General features: G+C 65.3%; 14 protein-coding genes. 6 read left to right on the top strand and 8 right to left on the bottom strand.

Annotated features, from left to right (window positions below):
• Positions 1 to 84: 84 nt before the first annotated feature.
• Entirely contained in the window at positions 85 to 1,155 is a 1,071-nt protein-coding gene (locus KY501_RS32845; protein WP_224367627.1) for a helix-turn-helix domain-containing protein, read from the top strand.
• Positions 1,156 to 1,368: 213 nt separating this feature from the next.
• On the opposite strand, the gene KY501_RS32840 is transcribed toward KY501_RS32845, so the two are convergent.
• From KY501_RS32840 to KY501_RS32830, 3 genes are all read right to left on the bottom strand, one after another.
• Entirely contained in the window at positions 1,369 to 2,274 is a 906-nt protein-coding gene (locus KY501_RS32840; protein ID WP_224367626.1) for a hypothetical protein, read from the bottom strand.
• A gap of 725 nt (positions 2,275 to 2,999) precedes the next feature.
• Positions 3,000 to 3,452, bottom strand: coding sequence for an immunity 26/phosphotriesterase HocA family protein (locus KY501_RS32835; RefSeq protein WP_224367625.1), 453 nt, complete (start codon positions 3,450 to 3,452; stop codon positions 3,000 to 3,002).
• 13 nt (positions 3,453 to 3,465) lie between these two features.
• A complete protein-coding gene (locus KY501_RS32830; RefSeq protein ID WP_224367624.1) occupies positions 3,466 to 4,824 on the bottom strand; it encodes a leucine-rich repeat domain-containing protein in 1,359 nt (452 codons plus the stop codon).
• 449 nt (positions 4,825 to 5,273) lie between these two features.
• On the opposite strand from KY501_RS32830, the gene KY501_RS32825 reads away from it, so the two are divergent.
• The 3 genes from KY501_RS32825 to KY501_RS32815 are packed head-to-tail and all read left to right on the top strand — an operon-like array spanning position 5,274 to position 7,292.
• Positions 5,274 to 5,639 (top strand): ArsR/SmtB family transcription factor, encoded by a 366-nt coding sequence (locus KY501_RS32825; protein WP_224367623.1) that lies wholly within the window; start codon positions 5,274 to 5,276, stop codon positions 5,637 to 5,639.
• Positions 5,640 to 5,649: 10 nt separating this feature from the next.
• Positions 5,650 to 6,114: an SRPBCC family protein gene (locus KY501_RS32820; RefSeq protein ID WP_224367622.1), complete on the top strand. Its 465-nt coding sequence runs from the start codon at positions 5,650 to 5,652 to the stop codon at positions 6,112 to 6,114.
• A 17-nt stretch (positions 6,115 to 6,131) separates the two neighbouring features.
• Complete coding sequence (locus tag KY501_RS32815; protein ID WP_224367621.1) at positions 6,132 to 7,292, top strand: hypothetical protein; 1,161 nt, start codon at positions 6,132 to 6,134, stop codon at positions 7,290 to 7,292.
• Positions 7,293 to 7,504: 212 nt separating this feature from the next.
• On the opposite strand, the gene KY501_RS32810 is transcribed toward KY501_RS32815, so the two are convergent.
• A complete protein-coding gene (locus KY501_RS32810; RefSeq protein ID WP_224367620.1) occupies positions 7,505 to 9,049 on the bottom strand; it encodes a hypothetical protein in 1,545 nt (514 codons plus the stop codon).
• Positions 9,050 to 9,213: 164 nt separating this feature from the next.
• Between KY501_RS32810 and pgm the strand changes: the two genes are divergently transcribed.
• Positions 9,214 to 10,851 carry a phosphoglucomutase (alpha-D-glucose-1,6-bisphosphate-dependent) gene (pgm, locus tag KY501_RS32805; RefSeq protein ID WP_224367619.1) on the top strand — a complete coding sequence of 546 codons (1,638 nt, stop codon included), beginning with the start codon at positions 9,214 to 9,216 and terminating at the stop codon, positions 10,849 to 10,851.
• Positions 10,852 to 10,855: 4 nt separating this feature from the next.
• Positions 10,856 to 11,347, top strand: a complete 492-nt coding sequence (locus tag KY501_RS32800; protein WP_224367618.1) for a GNAT family N-acetyltransferase — start codon at positions 10,856 to 10,858, stop codon at positions 11,345 to 11,347.
• Here the strand turns inward: KY501_RS32800 and KY501_RS32795 are convergent.
• Genes KY501_RS32795 through KY501_RS32780 form a run of 4 tightly spaced genes read right to left on the bottom strand, consistent with a single transcriptional unit; the run spans position 11,339 to position 17,223 of the window.
• Entirely contained in the window at positions 11,339 to 12,169 is an 831-nt protein-coding gene (locus KY501_RS32795; RefSeq protein ID WP_224367617.1) for an alpha/beta hydrolase, read from the bottom strand. The two genes, KY501_RS32800 and KY501_RS32795, sit on opposite strands and share 9 nt — an antisense overlap.
• A gap of 55 nt (positions 12,170 to 12,224) precedes the next feature.
• Positions 12,225 to 14,057 carry a PAS domain-containing protein gene (locus KY501_RS32790; RefSeq protein ID WP_224367616.1) on the bottom strand — a complete coding sequence of 611 codons (1,833 nt, stop codon included), beginning with the start codon at positions 14,055 to 14,057 and terminating at the stop codon, positions 12,225 to 12,227.
• 21 nt (positions 14,058 to 14,078) lie between these two features.
• Complete coding sequence (locus tag KY501_RS32785; protein WP_224367615.1) at positions 14,079 to 15,599, bottom strand: pyridoxal phosphate-dependent decarboxylase family protein; 1,521 nt, start codon at positions 15,597 to 15,599, stop codon at positions 14,079 to 14,081.
• Positions 15,600 to 15,636: 37 nt separating this feature from the next.
• The gene (locus KY501_RS32780; protein WP_224367614.1) at positions 15,637 to 17,223 is read right to left on the bottom strand and encodes a xylulokinase; all 1,587 of its coding nucleotides are present in this window, start codon (positions 17,221 to 17,223) and stop codon (positions 15,637 to 15,639) included.
• Between the last annotated feature and the right edge of the window lie 51 nt (positions 17,224 to 17,274).

Raw genomic sequence — 17,274 nt, 5'->3', positions numbered from 1 at the left:
CCCTAAGCAGAAGGAACCAAGTCTTTTCAGGAGGTCAGAGGTAGGATAGCCTCTCAACAACCTGAGAGGTTGGAGAGAGAGTCGATGGCTTCACAGCGGGTCATCATCGATTTGACCCAGCTCCAGAAACGAGGGCTTCTGCGAGCCCTGCGCGGTGGCCAGCACGGGGCGGCCCTGCGCGCCACCATTGTGCTGTGGAGAGCGGGAGGGGAAAGCGCGCGCAGCATCGCCCAGACCCTGGAGGTGACGACGAGGACCGTCTACGGCGTGCGGCAGCGGTGGCGCATGTCTGGCCTCCAAGGGTTGGCAGACGAAGCTCGCTCTGGGCGTCCACCTCGCGTCACGGCCATCTACCTCAAACTGCTGATAGAGGCGGTGGAGACTGACCCGCGCCAATGGGGCTTGGCGTTCTCCCGCTGGAGCCGAGCGCGGCTTGCCGCTTGGCTCCAGCAGCGCACCGGAGTGCGCCTGAGCGCTCGTTGGGTGGGAGAATTGCTCCGCTGCCACGGCTTCGTATGGCGGCGTACCCAGCGAACCACCCGAAACCTGGCTGACCCGGAGGAGAAAAGAGCAGGCCGCTCGGCGCCTGAAACTCCTCCAGCGCGCAGCCAGCTGGCCGGAGGCGAGCTTCGAGTTGTGGTACGCCGACGCGACCCGATTCGAGTTATTGCCGGTTGTCTCCCAGATGTGGCGCCGCCGAGGCACCCGCCGCTGGATACCCACTCCAGGCCAGAACCTCCGCGTCGCCGTCTGCGGCGCGATTCGCTTCCCACTCGGCAGTTCCTGTTCACCCACCAGCCCCGCAGCGCATCCACAGCCCTGTTCCTTCCGCTGCTCAAGCGACTCGTGGACCGGGCCCAGCATACGGGATGCCGCATCGTTCTCGTGCTCGACAACGGCGTGCCCTTCAACTCGCGACTCTCCACTCTCGCAATCGAAGCGGCCCACCCGTTCGTGCGCGTCTTCCGGATCCCGAAATACACCTCCGAGACCCTGAACTGGATTGAGAACTTCTGGGGCCACCTCAAGGATACATACTTCAGCCGGATGCTGACCGAAGAGCGCGTGGCGTTCTACCCGGATACCGTACGGTTGCTGCGGCGTCTGCGTCGCTCAGGTCGCCTCAAGCCTCTTGCTCTCAGGGGGACCCCCTGAAAAGACTTAGTTCCCCCTGCTTAGTCGTACAGCGCGACGTCATGGTCGTTGATTGACGCACTGAAGCCCAGCCGCTTACGTATCAGGCCAATGATGCTTGTGATGATTCCCGTTATCGTCTCGAGCATCCTTCTTGTCCTTCTGTAACCCGGGAGATTTTGGAAGTAATGGAGTCACGGAGCCGGTCAGGGGCTTCGTGGCCAGGACTGTACATCAAGGCTCCACGTCCATCTTTGCCGCGTACTTCCTCCAACCCGGTAGGCCGCGCAGATTCATCCGGCGGATTGCGGGCGTATGAAGTTGCGGCACGTCGAAATGCAGAAGCACTTTCAACGCCAGCGCCCCAGGGTTGAAGGCAGACATGAAGAGCGGCACGACGAGCTTTTGCCGTGCTTTGATGAGATGTTCGATCCGTTTTTCATCATGCGCTGGAACGAGCACGAAATCGGTCTGCGATTCCGGCACGAGCAAGTGGCCAACACTGTGGGCCGCCGGATGTGTGAACTGACAAAGTTCCGAGTAGCAGTCATAGAGGCCGGGTACGCTCTGCTGTTCCAGACTCTTGACGTACTCTGCTGCCGTCTTCGCCTTGTGTGACTCTGGGGCGACTTCACCTTTCGTCAGTTTGCGTGCGTGCGAGAAATGAATCAGAGAGTCCTCGAGCTCCTTCGCAATCAATAGAACATTCGAGAATCGAACATCCGACTTCAGCTGTATTATCGGATTGACCGTGTTCCGGCATTCGGCGAGCGTCACCGCCACGTGTCTCAGAACGTCGTATCCGTCCGCCGCCGACTCGATGAGCGCACGAAAGCTCGCGCAGAATGGCAAGAAGAGGCCCTGCGAATAACCCATCATCATCCCGCCGCACCACCGGTATGCGCGAATAACCGAGGCTGCAGCGGCAAAGTGCGCGCGTCTTAGCATCTCTTCCCAGTAGATCTTCTGTCCTGCACTGGAGTCTTTCCAAGAGAGCTGTTCGAACGCCTGTGGGTCCATGTATGAATAGCGGATCGGATGCTGCTCAAAGTCGTCCACCAGCACTCGCGCGGCATCCAGGAGCTGAACTCCGTCCGCACCGAAGAGTTTCTCAGCAGTCCTCTCGTTTGGTGTCGTCATTCCTTGCGAGCCTCTTTGTCGGGGTACCTAAGCTGCGATGCTTTCAACAAGCGGCGTCTCTCACTCGCACGCTCACTGCCCTGCGCTTCCTGCGATCGCGACGCCTAGCACAACCACAGTGCTGCGTAACTTCCTGATCGAAGGCTCATATAACCTGCGGTCGACGTTCGAGAAATCATTAACTCGCGGATTCACTGCAGTTTCAGGCAGAGCCCTCTGTCTTCACAGGTCGCCAGGTGGAGGCGGCGGGAGAGTCTTGTGTGGCACAGGGGTAACCCTGGCTGCGAAGCGTAGACAGCGAGTGTGCAGGCCGTGTGATTGAGCCTCGAAAGCTTCCTTGTGGGGGCCGGCGCGGCGCTCCCACCGGGATCGAAGAGCAGGGCTTGCACACAAAGGTCCCCCAAGGAACCTGGGAGGCCCGTACGACGCCACGTCAAACAGCCGGTTGGGGAAGCCGGAGAACAACCCTGGCCCGAGCGCGATGGGCGCCCGACGCGCACGGGAGCGAAAGACAGGGGGCGGTGGTACCTGCTCCGCGAAGGAAACGAAGCGGGGAGGGAGGGCTGTACGGGATTCGGAGCATCCAATAGCCGGATGCGTGAGTGGCGCACGTCCGGATCTGTGGGGGGCCCGGGGCCAGTCAGCGCTCGGGTCTACCCGACCAGCCCCCAGTGTCAACCCGGCTCGGGGGGTTATACGGCTACCGCATCCCTGGCTGCAGTTCCTTATAGGAGCCGTACGCTCAGACGCTCCACGTAGGCGTTGGGCCTACCCATAAAGGTGTCGAGCAAGCGATCCTCAACATGGTGCTGTTCCCAAACAGCCGCTGGCTCCAGACCTACGCACTCCTGCGGTTCAGCAGTCCGTTCATTTCCGGCGGTGTCGAAGATGGTGCAGCGTTGGAGGTTCCCAATGTCCTGGGTGAACGCGACGATCGGTTGAGCGAGGTGCGTCTCTACCTCCTTCCAACCGATGGGCTTCCAGCGATCGGCGGAGGAATGGTGGACAGCGATCTTGAAGAGGACGGGCTTGGATGCAATCCTGCTCAGGTCCCTATCCAGCTCCGTGGTTCTGTAATCATAGAAGGCAGCATAGGGGGCTTCGAGAACCCTCCCATAACCGAATGAGCCATCACCGAGAGGGATTGCCAGGAACGTTCCCGGCTTATCTGTGCGCATATGCATCTCCTCCCTAGTCTCCCGTGTACTCGCTGAGCTTGCCCCATTTATCCGTGGCGGTATTGTAGAACCTTCGGCCATTCACATTGTCTTTCGCCACGCCTCGGTAAGGGTTCTCTGTTTTGTAGGGCTCTCCTGTGTCGGACCATGCACCTCCGAAGCGATCAATCAACTGCTGCTCTCTTCCGCGAATCCGCCAGTAAGCAAGATCCCGATACCTGTCATTGTAATTCACGGCGGTTCCGACATCGAACTCGTCAAGCCGCGCGGGGTCGAACGCGGAATCCTTCGGTTCGGGATTCTCGTCCTCGATGTGATGGTTCTTGTCCCGTTGTTCCACAGCCCTTACTGCTTGAGGACGGTAGGGCTTGTTCAGGTCCACCACCATGCTGGCCCGCCCAGAGTAGAAGCGCTTGGTCCCGTTGTTGAATTTCGTATAGGTCACATAGATGCGGCCCGGTTTTTCCCTGCTCTTGTCAGGGTCCGCATCTGGCTCATACGGAAGAGGAATGCCATCCGGGCCCAGTCTTCTCTTAAAAGATGGCTGGGTGTCCGTCTTGGGGGCCAGATTGACATCGCCTGCCTGTTGCGGCTTGGCCTGTTGGGTGGAGGCAGATCGTTCTTGTGCTTGTTGTCGCCTTGCCTGCTCTTGGGCCTGAATCTGCGCTCTATACTCCGCCGCCGCGGTGATGACGCCAATCTTGACTGCCTCTTCGATAAGCACCTTCGCTTCCGCGAAATCGCCTATAGCAATCGTGGCAGGGATGCGCGTTGTGAAGCTATCTCCTTGTGCCAAAGCAGTCGTGCAGAGCGCGAACAGCAGCAGTGCGCAGACGATTCTTTGCACGAACCTTTTCATGATTTGACTCTCGCCAAAACTCCACGCTGCGGGTTCGATTGCCGCCGCCCGTTTCAACTGGCTCAAAGACTCCGGCAGCGAGGTCAGCTCGTTATGCTGAACCAGGAGCGACTCCAGGCGATCGAGTCTTCCGAGCGTCTTGGGGAGCGCGCGCAGTCGATTGGCTACGAGAGAGAGTTCTCGAAGCTGGTTGAGGTCGGCCAGCGAGTCCGGCAGGACCGTCAGATTGTTGCCGTACGCCCAGAGCCGCTCGAGTTTCTTGAGCCGCCCGATCGACTCGGGCAGCTCCACGAGCGAGTTGCCCCCGACATCCAGATCTGTCAGATGAGGCAGTTGGCTCACCGACTCTGGCAGCTTGATGAGATTCAGGCCGCTCAGGCTGAGGCCTTTCGCCTCCTTGGCCGCCGCCACTTCGATGCGGGCCTCCGCTTCCCGCAGGTTGCCATACCTTGCCTTGGAGCGAGAGTCGGTCTTATCCGGCGGCGGATTCTTCGAATCAGGCGAGTTGGACATGGTGGGGCCGTCCTCTGACCGTATCAGGTTGCTCCCCCAAGCAGGTGAGGACGTTCGCCATCGACGTGTTGTGTGGGCCTGCGTGAGCAGTGGAGGCAGGCGGCGGGTGTTGGAGTCCGTGAAGGGAGCACGAGGGGTGCGAGCGATGGTGAAGCCCCTGGGCCTCGCCACTGCAGGTGCGAGGCGAGCCCCGGCGCGAGGACCCCATCAGGCAGTGGTGTGTTGAGGCGCTCAATACACCCCACAGGCGCAGCTCTGGCTCTTGCCGCGCCCTGAAGGGAGGTCGGCCTGGGCAGCAGTGTGCCCGATGGGGTGCTCGGCCCCTCCGCTCCAGCCCCCACCTTCAACCGCCCTCCCAGATGCTCCGACGGCACCGCCGCGAGCTGTTCAAGCAGCGCGCTCGAACTGCCCTTGCGTGCCATCTCTCCGCGTGCTAGACACTGAACCACATGGTTCAGTATGCAAATGCCGGCCTCGATGCTTCGTTCGCCGCGCTCTCCGACGCCACCCGACGCGGTGTTCTGGAGCAGCTCGGGCGTGCGGAGGCCTCGATCACGGACCTCGCCGAGAAGTTCAACATGACCCTCACGGGCATGAAGAAGCACGTCGGTGTCCTGGAGCGGGCCGGGCTCGTGATCACGGAGAAGGTCGGGCGCGTGCGGACCTGCAAGATCGGCCCGCGCCGACTGGAGGATGAGATGGCATGGCTCGAGAGGTACCGCCAACTCTGGGACGCACGCTTCGACGAGTTGGACAAGGTTGTCGAGGAATTGAAACGCAAGGAGCAACTCGATGGACGCAAGAAGAGAGAGTGAGCCCACACCCATGAAGAACCGCACGACTGTGGAACGGAAGTCCGAGCGTGAGATCGTCGTCACGCGAACTTTCAATGGTCCGGCACGCATCGTGTTCGAGGCGTGGACAAAACCCGAGCTGTTCAAGAAGTGGTGGGTGCCGAAGTCGATGGGAATGGTCCTGGTTTCCTGCGAGATGGATGTTCGTACCGGGGGCAAGTACCGTCTGGTGTTCGGCCAAGGGATGGCGTTCTTCGGTAGTTACACCGAAGTGACACCGCACTCGCGCCTCGTCTGGACCAATGAGGAAGGGGGTGACAATGGGTCCGTCACCACGGTGACCTTCGAGGAAAAAGGGGGCAAGACGCTGCTGGTCCTGAGCGAGCTCTACCCCTCGAAGGAAGCTCTCGACGAGGCCGGCACCGGGGCGCAGGATGCGCTGGTCGAGACGTTCCAGCAACTGGACGAGCTTCTCGTCACCCTGGGCGCGAACTAGGACGGGCATGAAGTGCCATGGGACGGCCCGCCGCGGATGAGTACCGGCTGCGCTTGGAGGGCCGGGCGGAGCTGCTGGAGTCCGCCCGGTTCCGCTACCGTGCCTTGCTCGACGCGCTGAACGCGAAGAACTCGGAGGAGCGGCTGCGCAAGGACCGGGCGCTGCTCCGCGAGATGAGGGACTCCCAGGTGAAGGTGGACGAGGCGCTGACCGCTGCCCTCCGCCGCGCCCAGGCCGAGTCGTGGCTTGCATCGAGCCCCACCGTCCAACTCCTGCGAGACGTTCAGGCGCTTCGCGGGAAGCTCGTGCAGACCGTCGCCCAGCGACTCTCGCGGAGTCCGGCGGATCCGATCGTCACGTTGCTGGAGCAATTGGACGAGTGGGCACTGACGGCCCCCCGAGAGCTCGCCCCAGCTCAGCGGTGGGCCACGGCGCTGGAACTGCTCCCGGACGAGCTCCCGCTGGTCTCGGAGCTCGCCTCCTTCGGAAGGCTCCTGGCCACCCTCTTCGCGCGGCCCTTCGATCCCGAGGCTCCGCTGCCTTTCCGTGTGGACGAGGTGGGGATGCTTCGCAGCCAGTGGTCGCCGGGAGAGGTGGCCGTGGCCCAGGCCTGGTCTCGGCTCTCGGGCGTGGACCGGACGGGAGGATTGATCGGTGAACTTCGCAAGAGGGCCGAGCGAGCCCCGCTCCACCCTCCGCGCAACGGCCCCGAGCACCTGCTGTGCGCCGAGTACTGGCGCATCGTGGCGCGCAGGCAGTTGGAGCTGCTGGTCCGCACGCGCCTCTATCCCCTCCAGCCTACGCCCGGTGAATGTGTGAAGGTGGCCTGGTGGCTCTGTGCACGCGAGCTCGTCCCCGAGGCCCGCCTCCCGGGCTCGGAGGTGGCCAGCGACGCACGCGCGGGCCTGATCGAGTTGGCACACGAACTCTGGCTCCTGCTGCGCCCGGACCGCGCCGAGGACCCGCCCCGCCTCTCCGACACCGACTGGGAGCGCCTACGAGAGCGCTCCCTCCGTGCCGATCAGCTCACCCAGGGGCCGGAGGCAGACCGGGTCCGCGACGTGCTCCGCACCTTCATCTGGAAGCGCGGCATGGGCAACGCCGGCATGCGCGGCTGGCAGGAATCGGGGACGCGTCTCGAGGGGCTCGTGGAGCAGGCCTGGAGCGTAGACCGGTAGAAGAAAATTGCGGCCTAACTTCCCGGATTCCCTGAGGATTTTCAAAGTGACGCAACTTTTTCACCGCATTCTCGAAAATCGAGATTGAGCGATGAACCGAGGCCCCGATTGGCAGGGTCCCCGGGTTATTCTTCGTTCTCGCATCCATTCCACGTGCTGCCCCCGTTGCTCCCCGACCGGCAACGAGGGCAGTTCTTTTTGCGGGCCAGGCGCTACTTCTTCTTCTTCCCGCTTATGCGAGGCGGAATGGTGAGCCGGGCCAGCAGCAGCGCGGCCAGCGCGTTCCCGGCGTACCAGTACAGCGTGTAGGCGGGAGGGATGAGCGCGACGCTGTCTCCCGAGAGCGCCTTCGTCACCAGGTAGCCGCTGAAGCCCACCGCGAGCCCCGCAGCGAACCGGCGCAGCAGGCTCACCGGGCCGGAGAGCAGGGCGATGAGCATGGGGATCGCGACGCTCAGGGCCACGGGCTGGGCCAGAGGCACGGAGAGGAAGCGGTGCCACTCGGGCATGGGCAGTTGCAGCAGGTCGAACACGCCGCCGGAGTGCCCCGTCCACCGGAACACGAACACGCCCAGCGTCGCCACCAGGAAGGGCAGCAGGAAGAGCGGGTGGAACAGGACGTTGAACAGGCCCGGGCGTGCCTGCGCCCCCATGGTCACCAGCGCAATCACGAGCAGGATCAGCCCGAACACGGGCGGCTTCCAGTCCAGGTGGTGCGTCACCGTGACGGTCGGCGCTGCCGTGGAAGGGGCCTGGGTGGAGGAGGGCGGGGGCGCATTCGCCGAGGCGATGGGCTCGGAGTCCGTGCCATCGTCCGTGAGCTGCAGCGACGCGAGCGTGGACGGGAGCTGCTGCTGCGAGACGTTCGCGGAGGTCTGATCCAGCAGCGCGTAGGGGACTCGGATGGTGCCGCGCACACGGCCCTGCGGGTCGACCTCCAGCGTCGCACGGTCGAGCGAGTCCTTCAGCGCGCGCAGCTCGGTCTTCGGCAGGACGGACAGCTGGAGCACGGCCGCCTTGCGGAGCATCTCCAGCGTCGCATGCAGGGCCTCTCCCTGCTCCTTGCTCCCGGTGAGCGCCACCGCGCGCACCTCCATGCCGTCAGGGGCCGAGTCCACGGCGCCCACGGCCGACTGCATCCGCAAATCCTCATCGGAGGAGAGCCGCGAGCCGGAGGCCACACCGCCCACCAGGGCATGCTTCCAGCCCAGCTCGTCGATGGCCTTCACGATGGGGCTGCCGTCCTCGAGGCCTTGGCCCTGGCGCTTGCGCTCGAGCGCCCGTTTGATCTCGGCACGCCGGCCCATCAGCAGGTACTTCCCATCCAGCGCCATGCTGGTGGACTGCGATTTGACGGCCGCGGGCACTCCATCCAGCTCGGTGAGGGTGTAGCCCTCCGTCTGCAAATAGGCCCCCAGCCGGCTCCAGTCGAAGCGCCCTCGGGCGATGGCGAGTCGATCCGCCACGGCGACGGCATCCACGTCCTTGCGCACGTCGATGCCCGTCTTGTCGTAGAACTCGCGTCCGTTCTGGGCGAGCTTCTGGCGGGTCTCCTCCGGGAGCGGGAAGTCCACCTCCGTCATCTGGACGACGAGCAACTCCTGGGCGTCCGGGCGGAAGTAGGCCAGCAGCTTCGCGTCCTTGGGAATGAGCCGTGGAGCCAACGCCCCTGGCATCAGGCGCTGGAGGTAGCCGAAGTGGTACGCGGCCCCGGCCCCTGCAGCCAGCAGCACGACGAGCACCAGCAGCTTCTTCATTGTGACGGCTCCTTCAGAGGCCTCGAGAACCGGGTCTGTATCCCACCTTACGCTGGGGAGGGGGGATGATTGCAGTCCCTGGAAGTCCCTGAAACTGGACGGTTTTTCGCTCGCCAGCAACTTCCCACCTGACGGGAGGCGCGGGGTACGTATCATCCGCCTCCGTGCCCCATCCACTTGCTGGCAAGCCCCCGCCTGAGTCCCTCCTCATCAACCCCGAGGCGCTGCGAGCGCAGTACTACTCGGAGGATCCGGACGTTCGCGAGCCCGAGCAGCGTGTCGCCTTCGGCACCTCGGGGCACCGAGGCTCGTCCGCCCGCAGGAGCTTCAATGAGGGGCACATCCTCGCGGTGACACAGGCCGTCTGCGAATACCGCAAGCAGGAGGGCATCAACGGGCCACTCTTCCTGGGCATGGACACGCACGCGCTGTCCCTACCCGCGCAGCGCTCGGCGCTCGAGGTGCTTGCCGCCAACGGGGTGGAAGTCCGCTTCACGGACGGCGCCACGCCCACGCCGGTCATCTCCCACGCCATCCTCACGTACAACCAGGGCCGCACTTCGGGCCTCGCGGACGGCGTCGTCATCACGCCCTCGCACAACCCGCCCGAGGATGGCGGCATCAAGTACAACCCGCCCAACGGCGGCCCCGCGGACACGAAGATCACCGCGTGGATCGAGAAGCGGGCCAATGACTTGCTCGGCTCTGGCAACTCGGGCGTGGCGCGCGTGCCGTACGAGAAGGCCCGCGCCTTGGCGACGATCCGCACGCATGACTTCATCACCCCGTACGTCTCGGACCTGATCAACGTAGTGGACCTGGAGGCCATCCGGGGGGCGAAGCTGTCCATCGGCGCGGATCCGCTGGGCGGCTCCAACCTGGACTACTGGCAGCCCATCGCGGACCGGTACGGGCTGAAGCTCGAGGTGGTCAACAAGACGGTGGATCCCACCTTCCGGTTCATGCCGTTGGACCATGACGGGAAGATCCGCATGGACTGCTCGTCGCCGTACGCGATGGCAAACCTGGTGGCGCTCAAGGACCGCTTCGACATCGCCTTTGGCAACGACACGGACTCGGATCGGCACGGCATCGTCACCCGCAGCGTGGGGCTGATGAACCCCAATCACTACCTCGCGGTGGCCATCCAGTACCTGTTCAGCAACCGCCCCGGGTGGAAGCCGGACACGGCGGTGGGCAAGACGCTGGTGAGCAGCAGCATGATCGAGCGCGTGGCGCAGAGCCTGGGCCGCCGCGTCATCGAGGTGCCCGTGGGCTTCAAGTGGTTCGTGGACGGGCTGCTGGACGGCTCGCTGGGCTTCGGCGGTGAGGAGAGCGCGGGCGCCTCGTTCCTGCGCCGCGATGGCACGGTCTGGTCCACGGACAAGGACGGCATCATCCTGGACCTGCTCGCGGTGGAGATCCTCGCGCGCACGGGCAAGGATCCGGGGGCGCATTACGCGGACCTCACGGCGAAGTTCGGCGCGCCCCTGTACACGCGCATCGATCAGCCGGCCACGCCCGCGCAGAAGGCCGTGCTCAAGAAGCTGTCCCCCGAGGCCGTGAAGGCCACCTCGCTGGCGGGAGAGCCCATCCTCCAGCGCCTCACGCGGGCGCCGGGCAACAACGCCGACATCGGCGGCCTCAAGGTGGTGGCGGCCAACGGCTGGTTCGCGGCGCGCCCGTCCGGCACCGAGGACGTCTACAAGATCTACGCGGAGAGCTTCCGCAGTCAGACGCACCTGGACTCGCTGGTGGAGGAGGCGCGCGCCATCGTTGGCGAGGCGTTCTCTCGGGCATAGGACCATGACCCTCACGGTTCGCCCGGCACGGCCCGCGGACGCCGACGCACTCGGTCGGATGGGGGGCGCGCTCATGCGCCAGCACCACGACTTCGACTCGCAGCGCTTCATGCTCACCGAGGACGTCGAGTCCGGCTACCGCTGGTGGCTGGCCAAGGAGATGAAGGCCCGGGAGGCAGTGGTGCTCGTGGCCGAGCGGGACGGAGAGGTGGTCGGCTACGTGTACGGCCGCGTGGAGGAGCGGGATTGGAACGCGCTGAGGGACCGCTGCGGTGGTTTCCATGACATCTGGGTGGATGAGTCGGCGCGAGGCTCGGGAGCTGGCAGGCTGTTGGCCGAGGCGCTGGTGCGGCGGTTCACCGAGCTGGGCGTGCCGCGCGTCATTCTCATGACTGCCGCGAAGAACGAGGGCGCGCAGAAGTTCTTCGCGCGGCTCGGGTGGCGCCCCACCATGGTGGAGATGACGCGGGAGACGCCGGGCTCCGGTTCACTCTGAGCCCAGGAACGCCTCCACCGCCTGGAAGACCTGCTCCTGTCCCACGTCGTTGTGCGGCTCGTGAAGGCCGCCAGGCATCAGGAGCAATTGCTTGCGTGGGTGACGGGCCGCTTCGAAGACGCGGCGAGCTCCCGCAGAAAGGTTGAGAGGGTCCGCCTCTCCGTGAACCACCAGCAGCGGAAGCTGGAACTCCGCGACGTGGGCTCGCAACCACCCGATAGTGACCATGACCTCCATCCAGAAGCGAGCGGAGGTCTGATTGTGCACGAGGACATCCGCGGCGTAGGCCGAGACCACCTCCGGGATCCGCGACAGCGTCCGCTGATCGAACTCCGTCGTGATCGGGAAGCGCGGCCAGAAGCGGGACAGCAGGCGGGACACGAGCATCCGCGACGGGGACGTCACGCCCGCATGCTCCAAGGCCGTGCCGCTGAGGATCACCCCGCGCAGTCCCTCGGGATGGCGCAGCGCGTAGTCCAGGACGATGAGCGTTCCCAGGCTGTGACCGAGCAGGAAGGGCGTGCGGCCCGGCTCGTGCCGCGCCACATGACCCAGGAAGGCCCTCAGGTCCTCGCGGAAGTCCGCCCAGGTGTCCACGTGTCCCCGCTGGCCGGGCGAGCGTCCATGGCCTCGCAGATCGAACCCATGAACCGTGTGGCCCCGCGAGACGAGGTGTTCCACCAGCTTCTGGTACCGATCGCTGTGCTCACCCAGTCCGTGGACGATGGCCAGCACCGCTCGCGAAGGGCCTTCCGGCCGCCAGTGCTGGGCGAACAGCCGGACGCCGCCCAGGCCCTCGAAGCTGTCTTCCGTGCCGTTCATGGAGGAACAGCTTAACGTTGGCCCTTCCGTTGGACAGGCGTAAGCGCCTCCGGGCCTACGCCTCGTCCTCTTCGGGCGAGGTGCGCGGCAGGACGAGCTCGAACTGGGCGCCACAGCCCAGGCCCTCGCTGTGCGCATCGATGCGGCCGCCGAGCGCCTGCGCGCTGAGCGCCGAGCTGTGCAGTCCGAACCCGTGGCCCTTGGCTCGCGTGGTGAACCCGTGCGTGAACAGTTTCGGCTTCACGCTCGCGTCGAACCCCACGCCGTTGTCGCTCACGGTCACCGTGGTGTAGCCCGCATCCTGGTGGACCGCCAGGATGATGCGCGGCTGCGAGTTGTCCGGCCGCTCGCGCACCGCGTTCTTCGCGTTGGAGATGAAGTTCACCAGGATCTGAACGATCACGTGCCGATCGTAGTACTCCGGCTCTTCCTCGCCGTACTCGCGCTGGAAGATCCGATCGTAGATGTCCCCGATGGCGCACAGCCGGATCGCATCCTCCATGAGATCGCGCAGCAGCGTCTTCTCGCTCAGCCGGATGCGCGCCCGCGCATAGCTCTGCTGGGTGGTGATCACGCTGGTGGCGTGATCGATCTTCGTGCCCAGCGCGGTGCACTCGTCGAGCAACATTTGCCGCTCCTGAGCCAGCCGCGAGTGGAGCTTGATCAGGAACCCGGGGAGATGCCGGCCCCGCTCATCCTGGGTGAGGAAGGGGCCCAGCTCCTCGGCGGGACGCTCGAGCAGGGCGACGGCCTTCCCCAACGAGACGAGAGGCAGGCCCTGGACGCGCTCGCGCAAAACCGTGCTGCTCACCGTGATGCCCGTGAGAGCGTTGCCCAGGTTGTGGAGGATGCTATTGGCCAACTCGGCCATGCCGGCATGGCGGGCGCGCTCCAGCAGCTCGCGCTGAGCGGCGTTGAGCTGCTCGGTGCGCTCGGCCACGCGCTGCTCGAGATCCTCGTTGGCCCGCTGCAGCGCCGCCTCCGCGCGCTTGCGATCCGTGATGTCCGTGGAGACGCCGCACAGCCCCTGGATGCGGCCATCCCCCCCGCGCATGGGGAACTTCGAGGAGAGGAAGGTGCGCAGCCCATCCCGCAGCGGCAGCGGCTCCTCGAATTGGAGTGGAGTGCCCGTGGTGAGCACGCGCTGATCGTTCTCCACCAGGATTCGCGCGTACTCTGGCGGGAGCAGCTCCGAGTCCTTCCGGCCGAGCACCTTCGAGCGGGGCACGCCGAGGACGGCCTCCAGCCGGCCGTTGATCATGATGTAACGGCCCTCGCGGTCCTTCATGTAGATGGCCGCGGGGGAGTTGTCGATGAAGTCCTGAAGGTGCTGCCGGGTGGTGGAGACCTCGCGGCGGGACACCTCGTGGGCCTGGTTCTGCTCGGCCAGGTGCTGGTGCACGCGGGCGTTGTCCATGGCAACCGCCGCCTGGGTGGCGAGGATCTCGATCACGCTCAGCTGGGGGCCCTCGAAGACATGCGAGGCCTGGGCATGCTCCAGGTAGAGCATCCCGTGCTGGACGCCGCGGTGGGTGAGGGGACTGCACAGCACGGAGTGCAGCCCCCGGGCCTTCACCACCGCGTCATCACAGTACGGCGGTTGCCTGCTTGCATCCGAGAGGACGATGGGCTCCAGGGTGCGCCGCGCCCCATGGATCACCGTGGTGGGCAGCTCGGCCAGGGTTCGGCTCTCTCCCTCGGTCTGGCAATGGATGACCCAGCCCAGCCTCTCCTGGAAGCCCAGCAGCGCTCCATACGGCGCCCCGGAGAACTCCTGGAGCGCGCGTAGCACCGCGCGCTGCAACTCCGGCAGGGAGAACTCCCCCGAGATGGACCGGATCGCCTTGGCGAGGGAGAGGACATCGACCTGGGGAGGAGGAGAGCTCATGGGCACATCGGCCGCCAGACCTCAGACCTTGTAGAGCAGGTCCATGTACTTCTTGAGCAGATCGCTCAGCAGCCCACGGAAGGGGACGGTGGCGGCCATCCCGTAGACAGGTGCCATCGTACCCTTTTCTCCCGGATTCGACCGGACATGCGCTACGGCTGCTCGCAAGTCCTCCAGGAAGCGGTTCGCGACGTCTGGTTGTGTATGACGCAGTGTGACACAAAGGTGGACTGCGGACGGCTTGTGCAAGCCATTGAGGTTCCAGCCCTGGGCGCTGAGTCGTTCCATCACCTGATAGATGTTGAGCGTGTGGGAGCCAAAGGCAATGACGAACAAAGGCTCGCCCAGCACGTGCAGTTCTGGGATTGCGCGGATGCCACGTTTGATCGTGTCTGCCGTTTCCAGGATGCGCCGGGTGGCCTCCAGGTAGCCCGCCTCGCCCATGGTCACCAGCGTGGCCCAGGCCGCCGCGATGAGTCCTCCCGGCCGGCTGCCTGAGAAGGTCGGGGAGAAGTAGATGCCGCCAGGCCACTCGGTGGCCGTGAAGTACTGGTGCGAGCGCAGCTCCGTTCCCCGGTACAGGACGACCGAGGTCCCCTTGGCTGCATAGCCAAACTTGTGCGTATCCGCCGACATGCTCGTCACCCCGGGCAGCCGGAAGTCGAAGAGTGGCACCGGGTAACCCAGGCGCTTTGCCCACGGCAGCACGAAGCCTCCCAGACAGGCGTCCGTGTGGAAGCCCAGCCCCCGTTTGCGGGCCAGGTCCGACAACTCCTCGATGGGATCGATGACTCCATGGGGGAAGGAGGGCGCCGAGCCGATGAGGACGATGGTGTTGCGGGTGATGGCCTTGCGCATGGCGGCCACGTCAGCGCGGTAGTCCGGGCCCACCGGTACGCGCACCATCTTGATGCCGAAGTAGTGCGCGGCCTTGTCGAAGGCGGGGTGCGCGCTGCCGGGCGCCACCATCTCCGGCCGGGTGATGCCCTTGGTGGCGTGGGCCCAATCCCGGTACGTCTTCATCGCCAGCATGATGCTCTCCGTCCCGCCGGACGAGAGCGAGCCGCAGATGTGCTCGTCGGGGTGCCGGCCCAGGTTGGCCTCGGCGGCGCCCAGCATGTTGGCCGTCATGGCCACCACTTCGGCCTCGAACTTGGTGGCGCTGGGCCACAGGTCGGCGTGGAGCGGGTTGCTCTGCGAGTGGAGCGAGTACACCCGGTTGACGAAGTCGATGTGGTCCTCGGCCCCGTGGTACACGGCGCCGGAGACCTGGCCCTGCTTCCACCGATCATGCTCGCGCGCCTCGAGCTGTTGCAGCTCCTGGAGGACCTCCTCGCGCGGGCGTCCCTCGGCTGGCAGCTTGTCGAAGGTGGGCACCTCCTGCTTGTAGGGTTTGAGGCTGCCCTCCAACTCGGAGAGCATCGAGCCCGTCTCCTTGTCGAGCCGGTTGCGCACCAGGGGGATGGCTTTGAGATACCTCTCCGCCACGGCGATGAGGCGGGGAGGGAGGTGGGAGAGCAGATCGAGATCCGGCAGCGCCATGGCTTCCTTTCCTGATTCAGCGCCGTCTTGTGTGCTTTCAGGAGCTTCGGGTCCTGTTCAGCCGCGCGAAGACGGGCTTGCTGGTCTTGTAGAGGTGGAGAAATTCCTGGAAGAGCTCGTCGTAGACGGCTCGGTTCTTCGGGTTGGGCTCGTAAGAGCGAGCCACGGGGACGAGCGAGGGGATCTCCTCCACCGTGAGGTGCCCCAGCGCGATCGCCGCCTGGAATGCCGAACCGCGTGCGTTGGCCATCACCGGCTGGTCCACCTGGTGGATGGTGCGGCCCAGCACGTCCGCGTAGATCTGGCACCACAGCTGGTTGCGGGCGCCGCCGCCGATCATCCGAATGGGATCCGCCTTCCGGCCGAGGAACTGCTCCACGTAGGAGAACAGCCACCGGGAGTTGTAGGCCACGCCCTCCATCACCGCGCGCACCATGTGCCCGCGGGTCGTCTGGAGCGACTGGTTGAAGAACCCGCCACGTGACAGCCGATCTTCCACTGGCGAGCGCTCGCCATTGAGCCACGGCAGGAAGAGGAGCCTGTCGCTGCCGGGGGGAACCTGGGCGGCGGCGCGCTCGAAGCTGGCGTAGATCTCCTGGGAGGAGCGCCCGGTGAGGGAGTCCCCCTCGAAGAGCAGGTTCTTGAGGGTGACTAGGCAGATGCCGGCGGACTCCTGCTCGTTGATGAGCAGGTAGCGGCCGGGGATGGCGGAGGGGACGGTGCCCATCTGGTGCAGCAGATCCGTCTTCTTCTGGGGCACGTGGCAGCTCATCCAGGAGGAGGTGCCCACGCACAGGTGCAACTCGAAGTCCCGGACGGCGCCCGAGCCGACGGCGGCCGCCAGGATGTCCGGCATGCCGCTCACCACCTGGACGTTCTCGCCCAGCCCCAGTTCTCGCGCGGAGGAGGGGCTCAGCGGGCCAATCACCGAGGCGGCGGGCACCAGGTCCGGCAGGTGTTCGCGCCGGAGCCCTGTCATCTTCAGCAGGCCCTCGTCATACGTCACCCGGGTGAGCTGCCGGTTGTCCGTCACCCAGTGCAGGGTGATGGAGTCGTACGAGGCGGTGAAGCGGCCCGTCAGCCGCAGGTTGAGCCAGTCCTTCGGCTCGAGGAACTTGTAGGTGTTCCGGTAGATGTCCGGGCGCTCGTGCTGGAGATAGAGGATGTGCCCCAGGGGATCCTTGCCGGAGAGGCTGGGCGCGCCACCGGTCAGCCGCACCCAATGCAGCAGTTTGCCCACGCCGTAGCCCTCGATGGAGACGAGCCCTCGGGCGAGCCGCTGGACGTGACTGGCCCCGCGCGAGTCCATCCAGAGGATGGCGGGGTGCAGTGGCTTGCCCTGCTCGTCCACTGCGACGGTGCCGGACCACTGGGTGCCGACGTTCACTCCGACGACGTCTCCCGGAGAGACGTCGCCTCGCTCGAGCAGCCGCCGCGTGGCCCGGACGATGGCGGACCACCAGCTCTCGGGATCCTGCTCGGCGCCTCCTTCGGGGAGGAGGGAGAGCGGCAGGGGCTCCTCGTCTCCGGCAAGGATGGCGCCTCGGGTGGTGATGAGGGCCACCTTGACGGCCGAGGTCCCCAGATCAATGGACAGGATGGATGGGTTGTCGCCGTTTGGCACCTGGACCCTCGTAGCCAGTGGCGCGCGGGAGAGGGCGCGACCCGTGCAATC

Origin of the sequence: Hyalangium versicolor (genome assembly GCF_020103695.1) — a bacterium.
In the GTDB taxonomy this organism is placed as follows: domain Bacteria; phylum Myxococcota; class Myxococcia; order Myxococcales; family Myxococcaceae; genus Hyalangium; species Hyalangium versicolor.
Note: the sequence above shows the minus strand (reverse complement) of the source record. Positions and strands in the feature narration are given on the sequence as shown.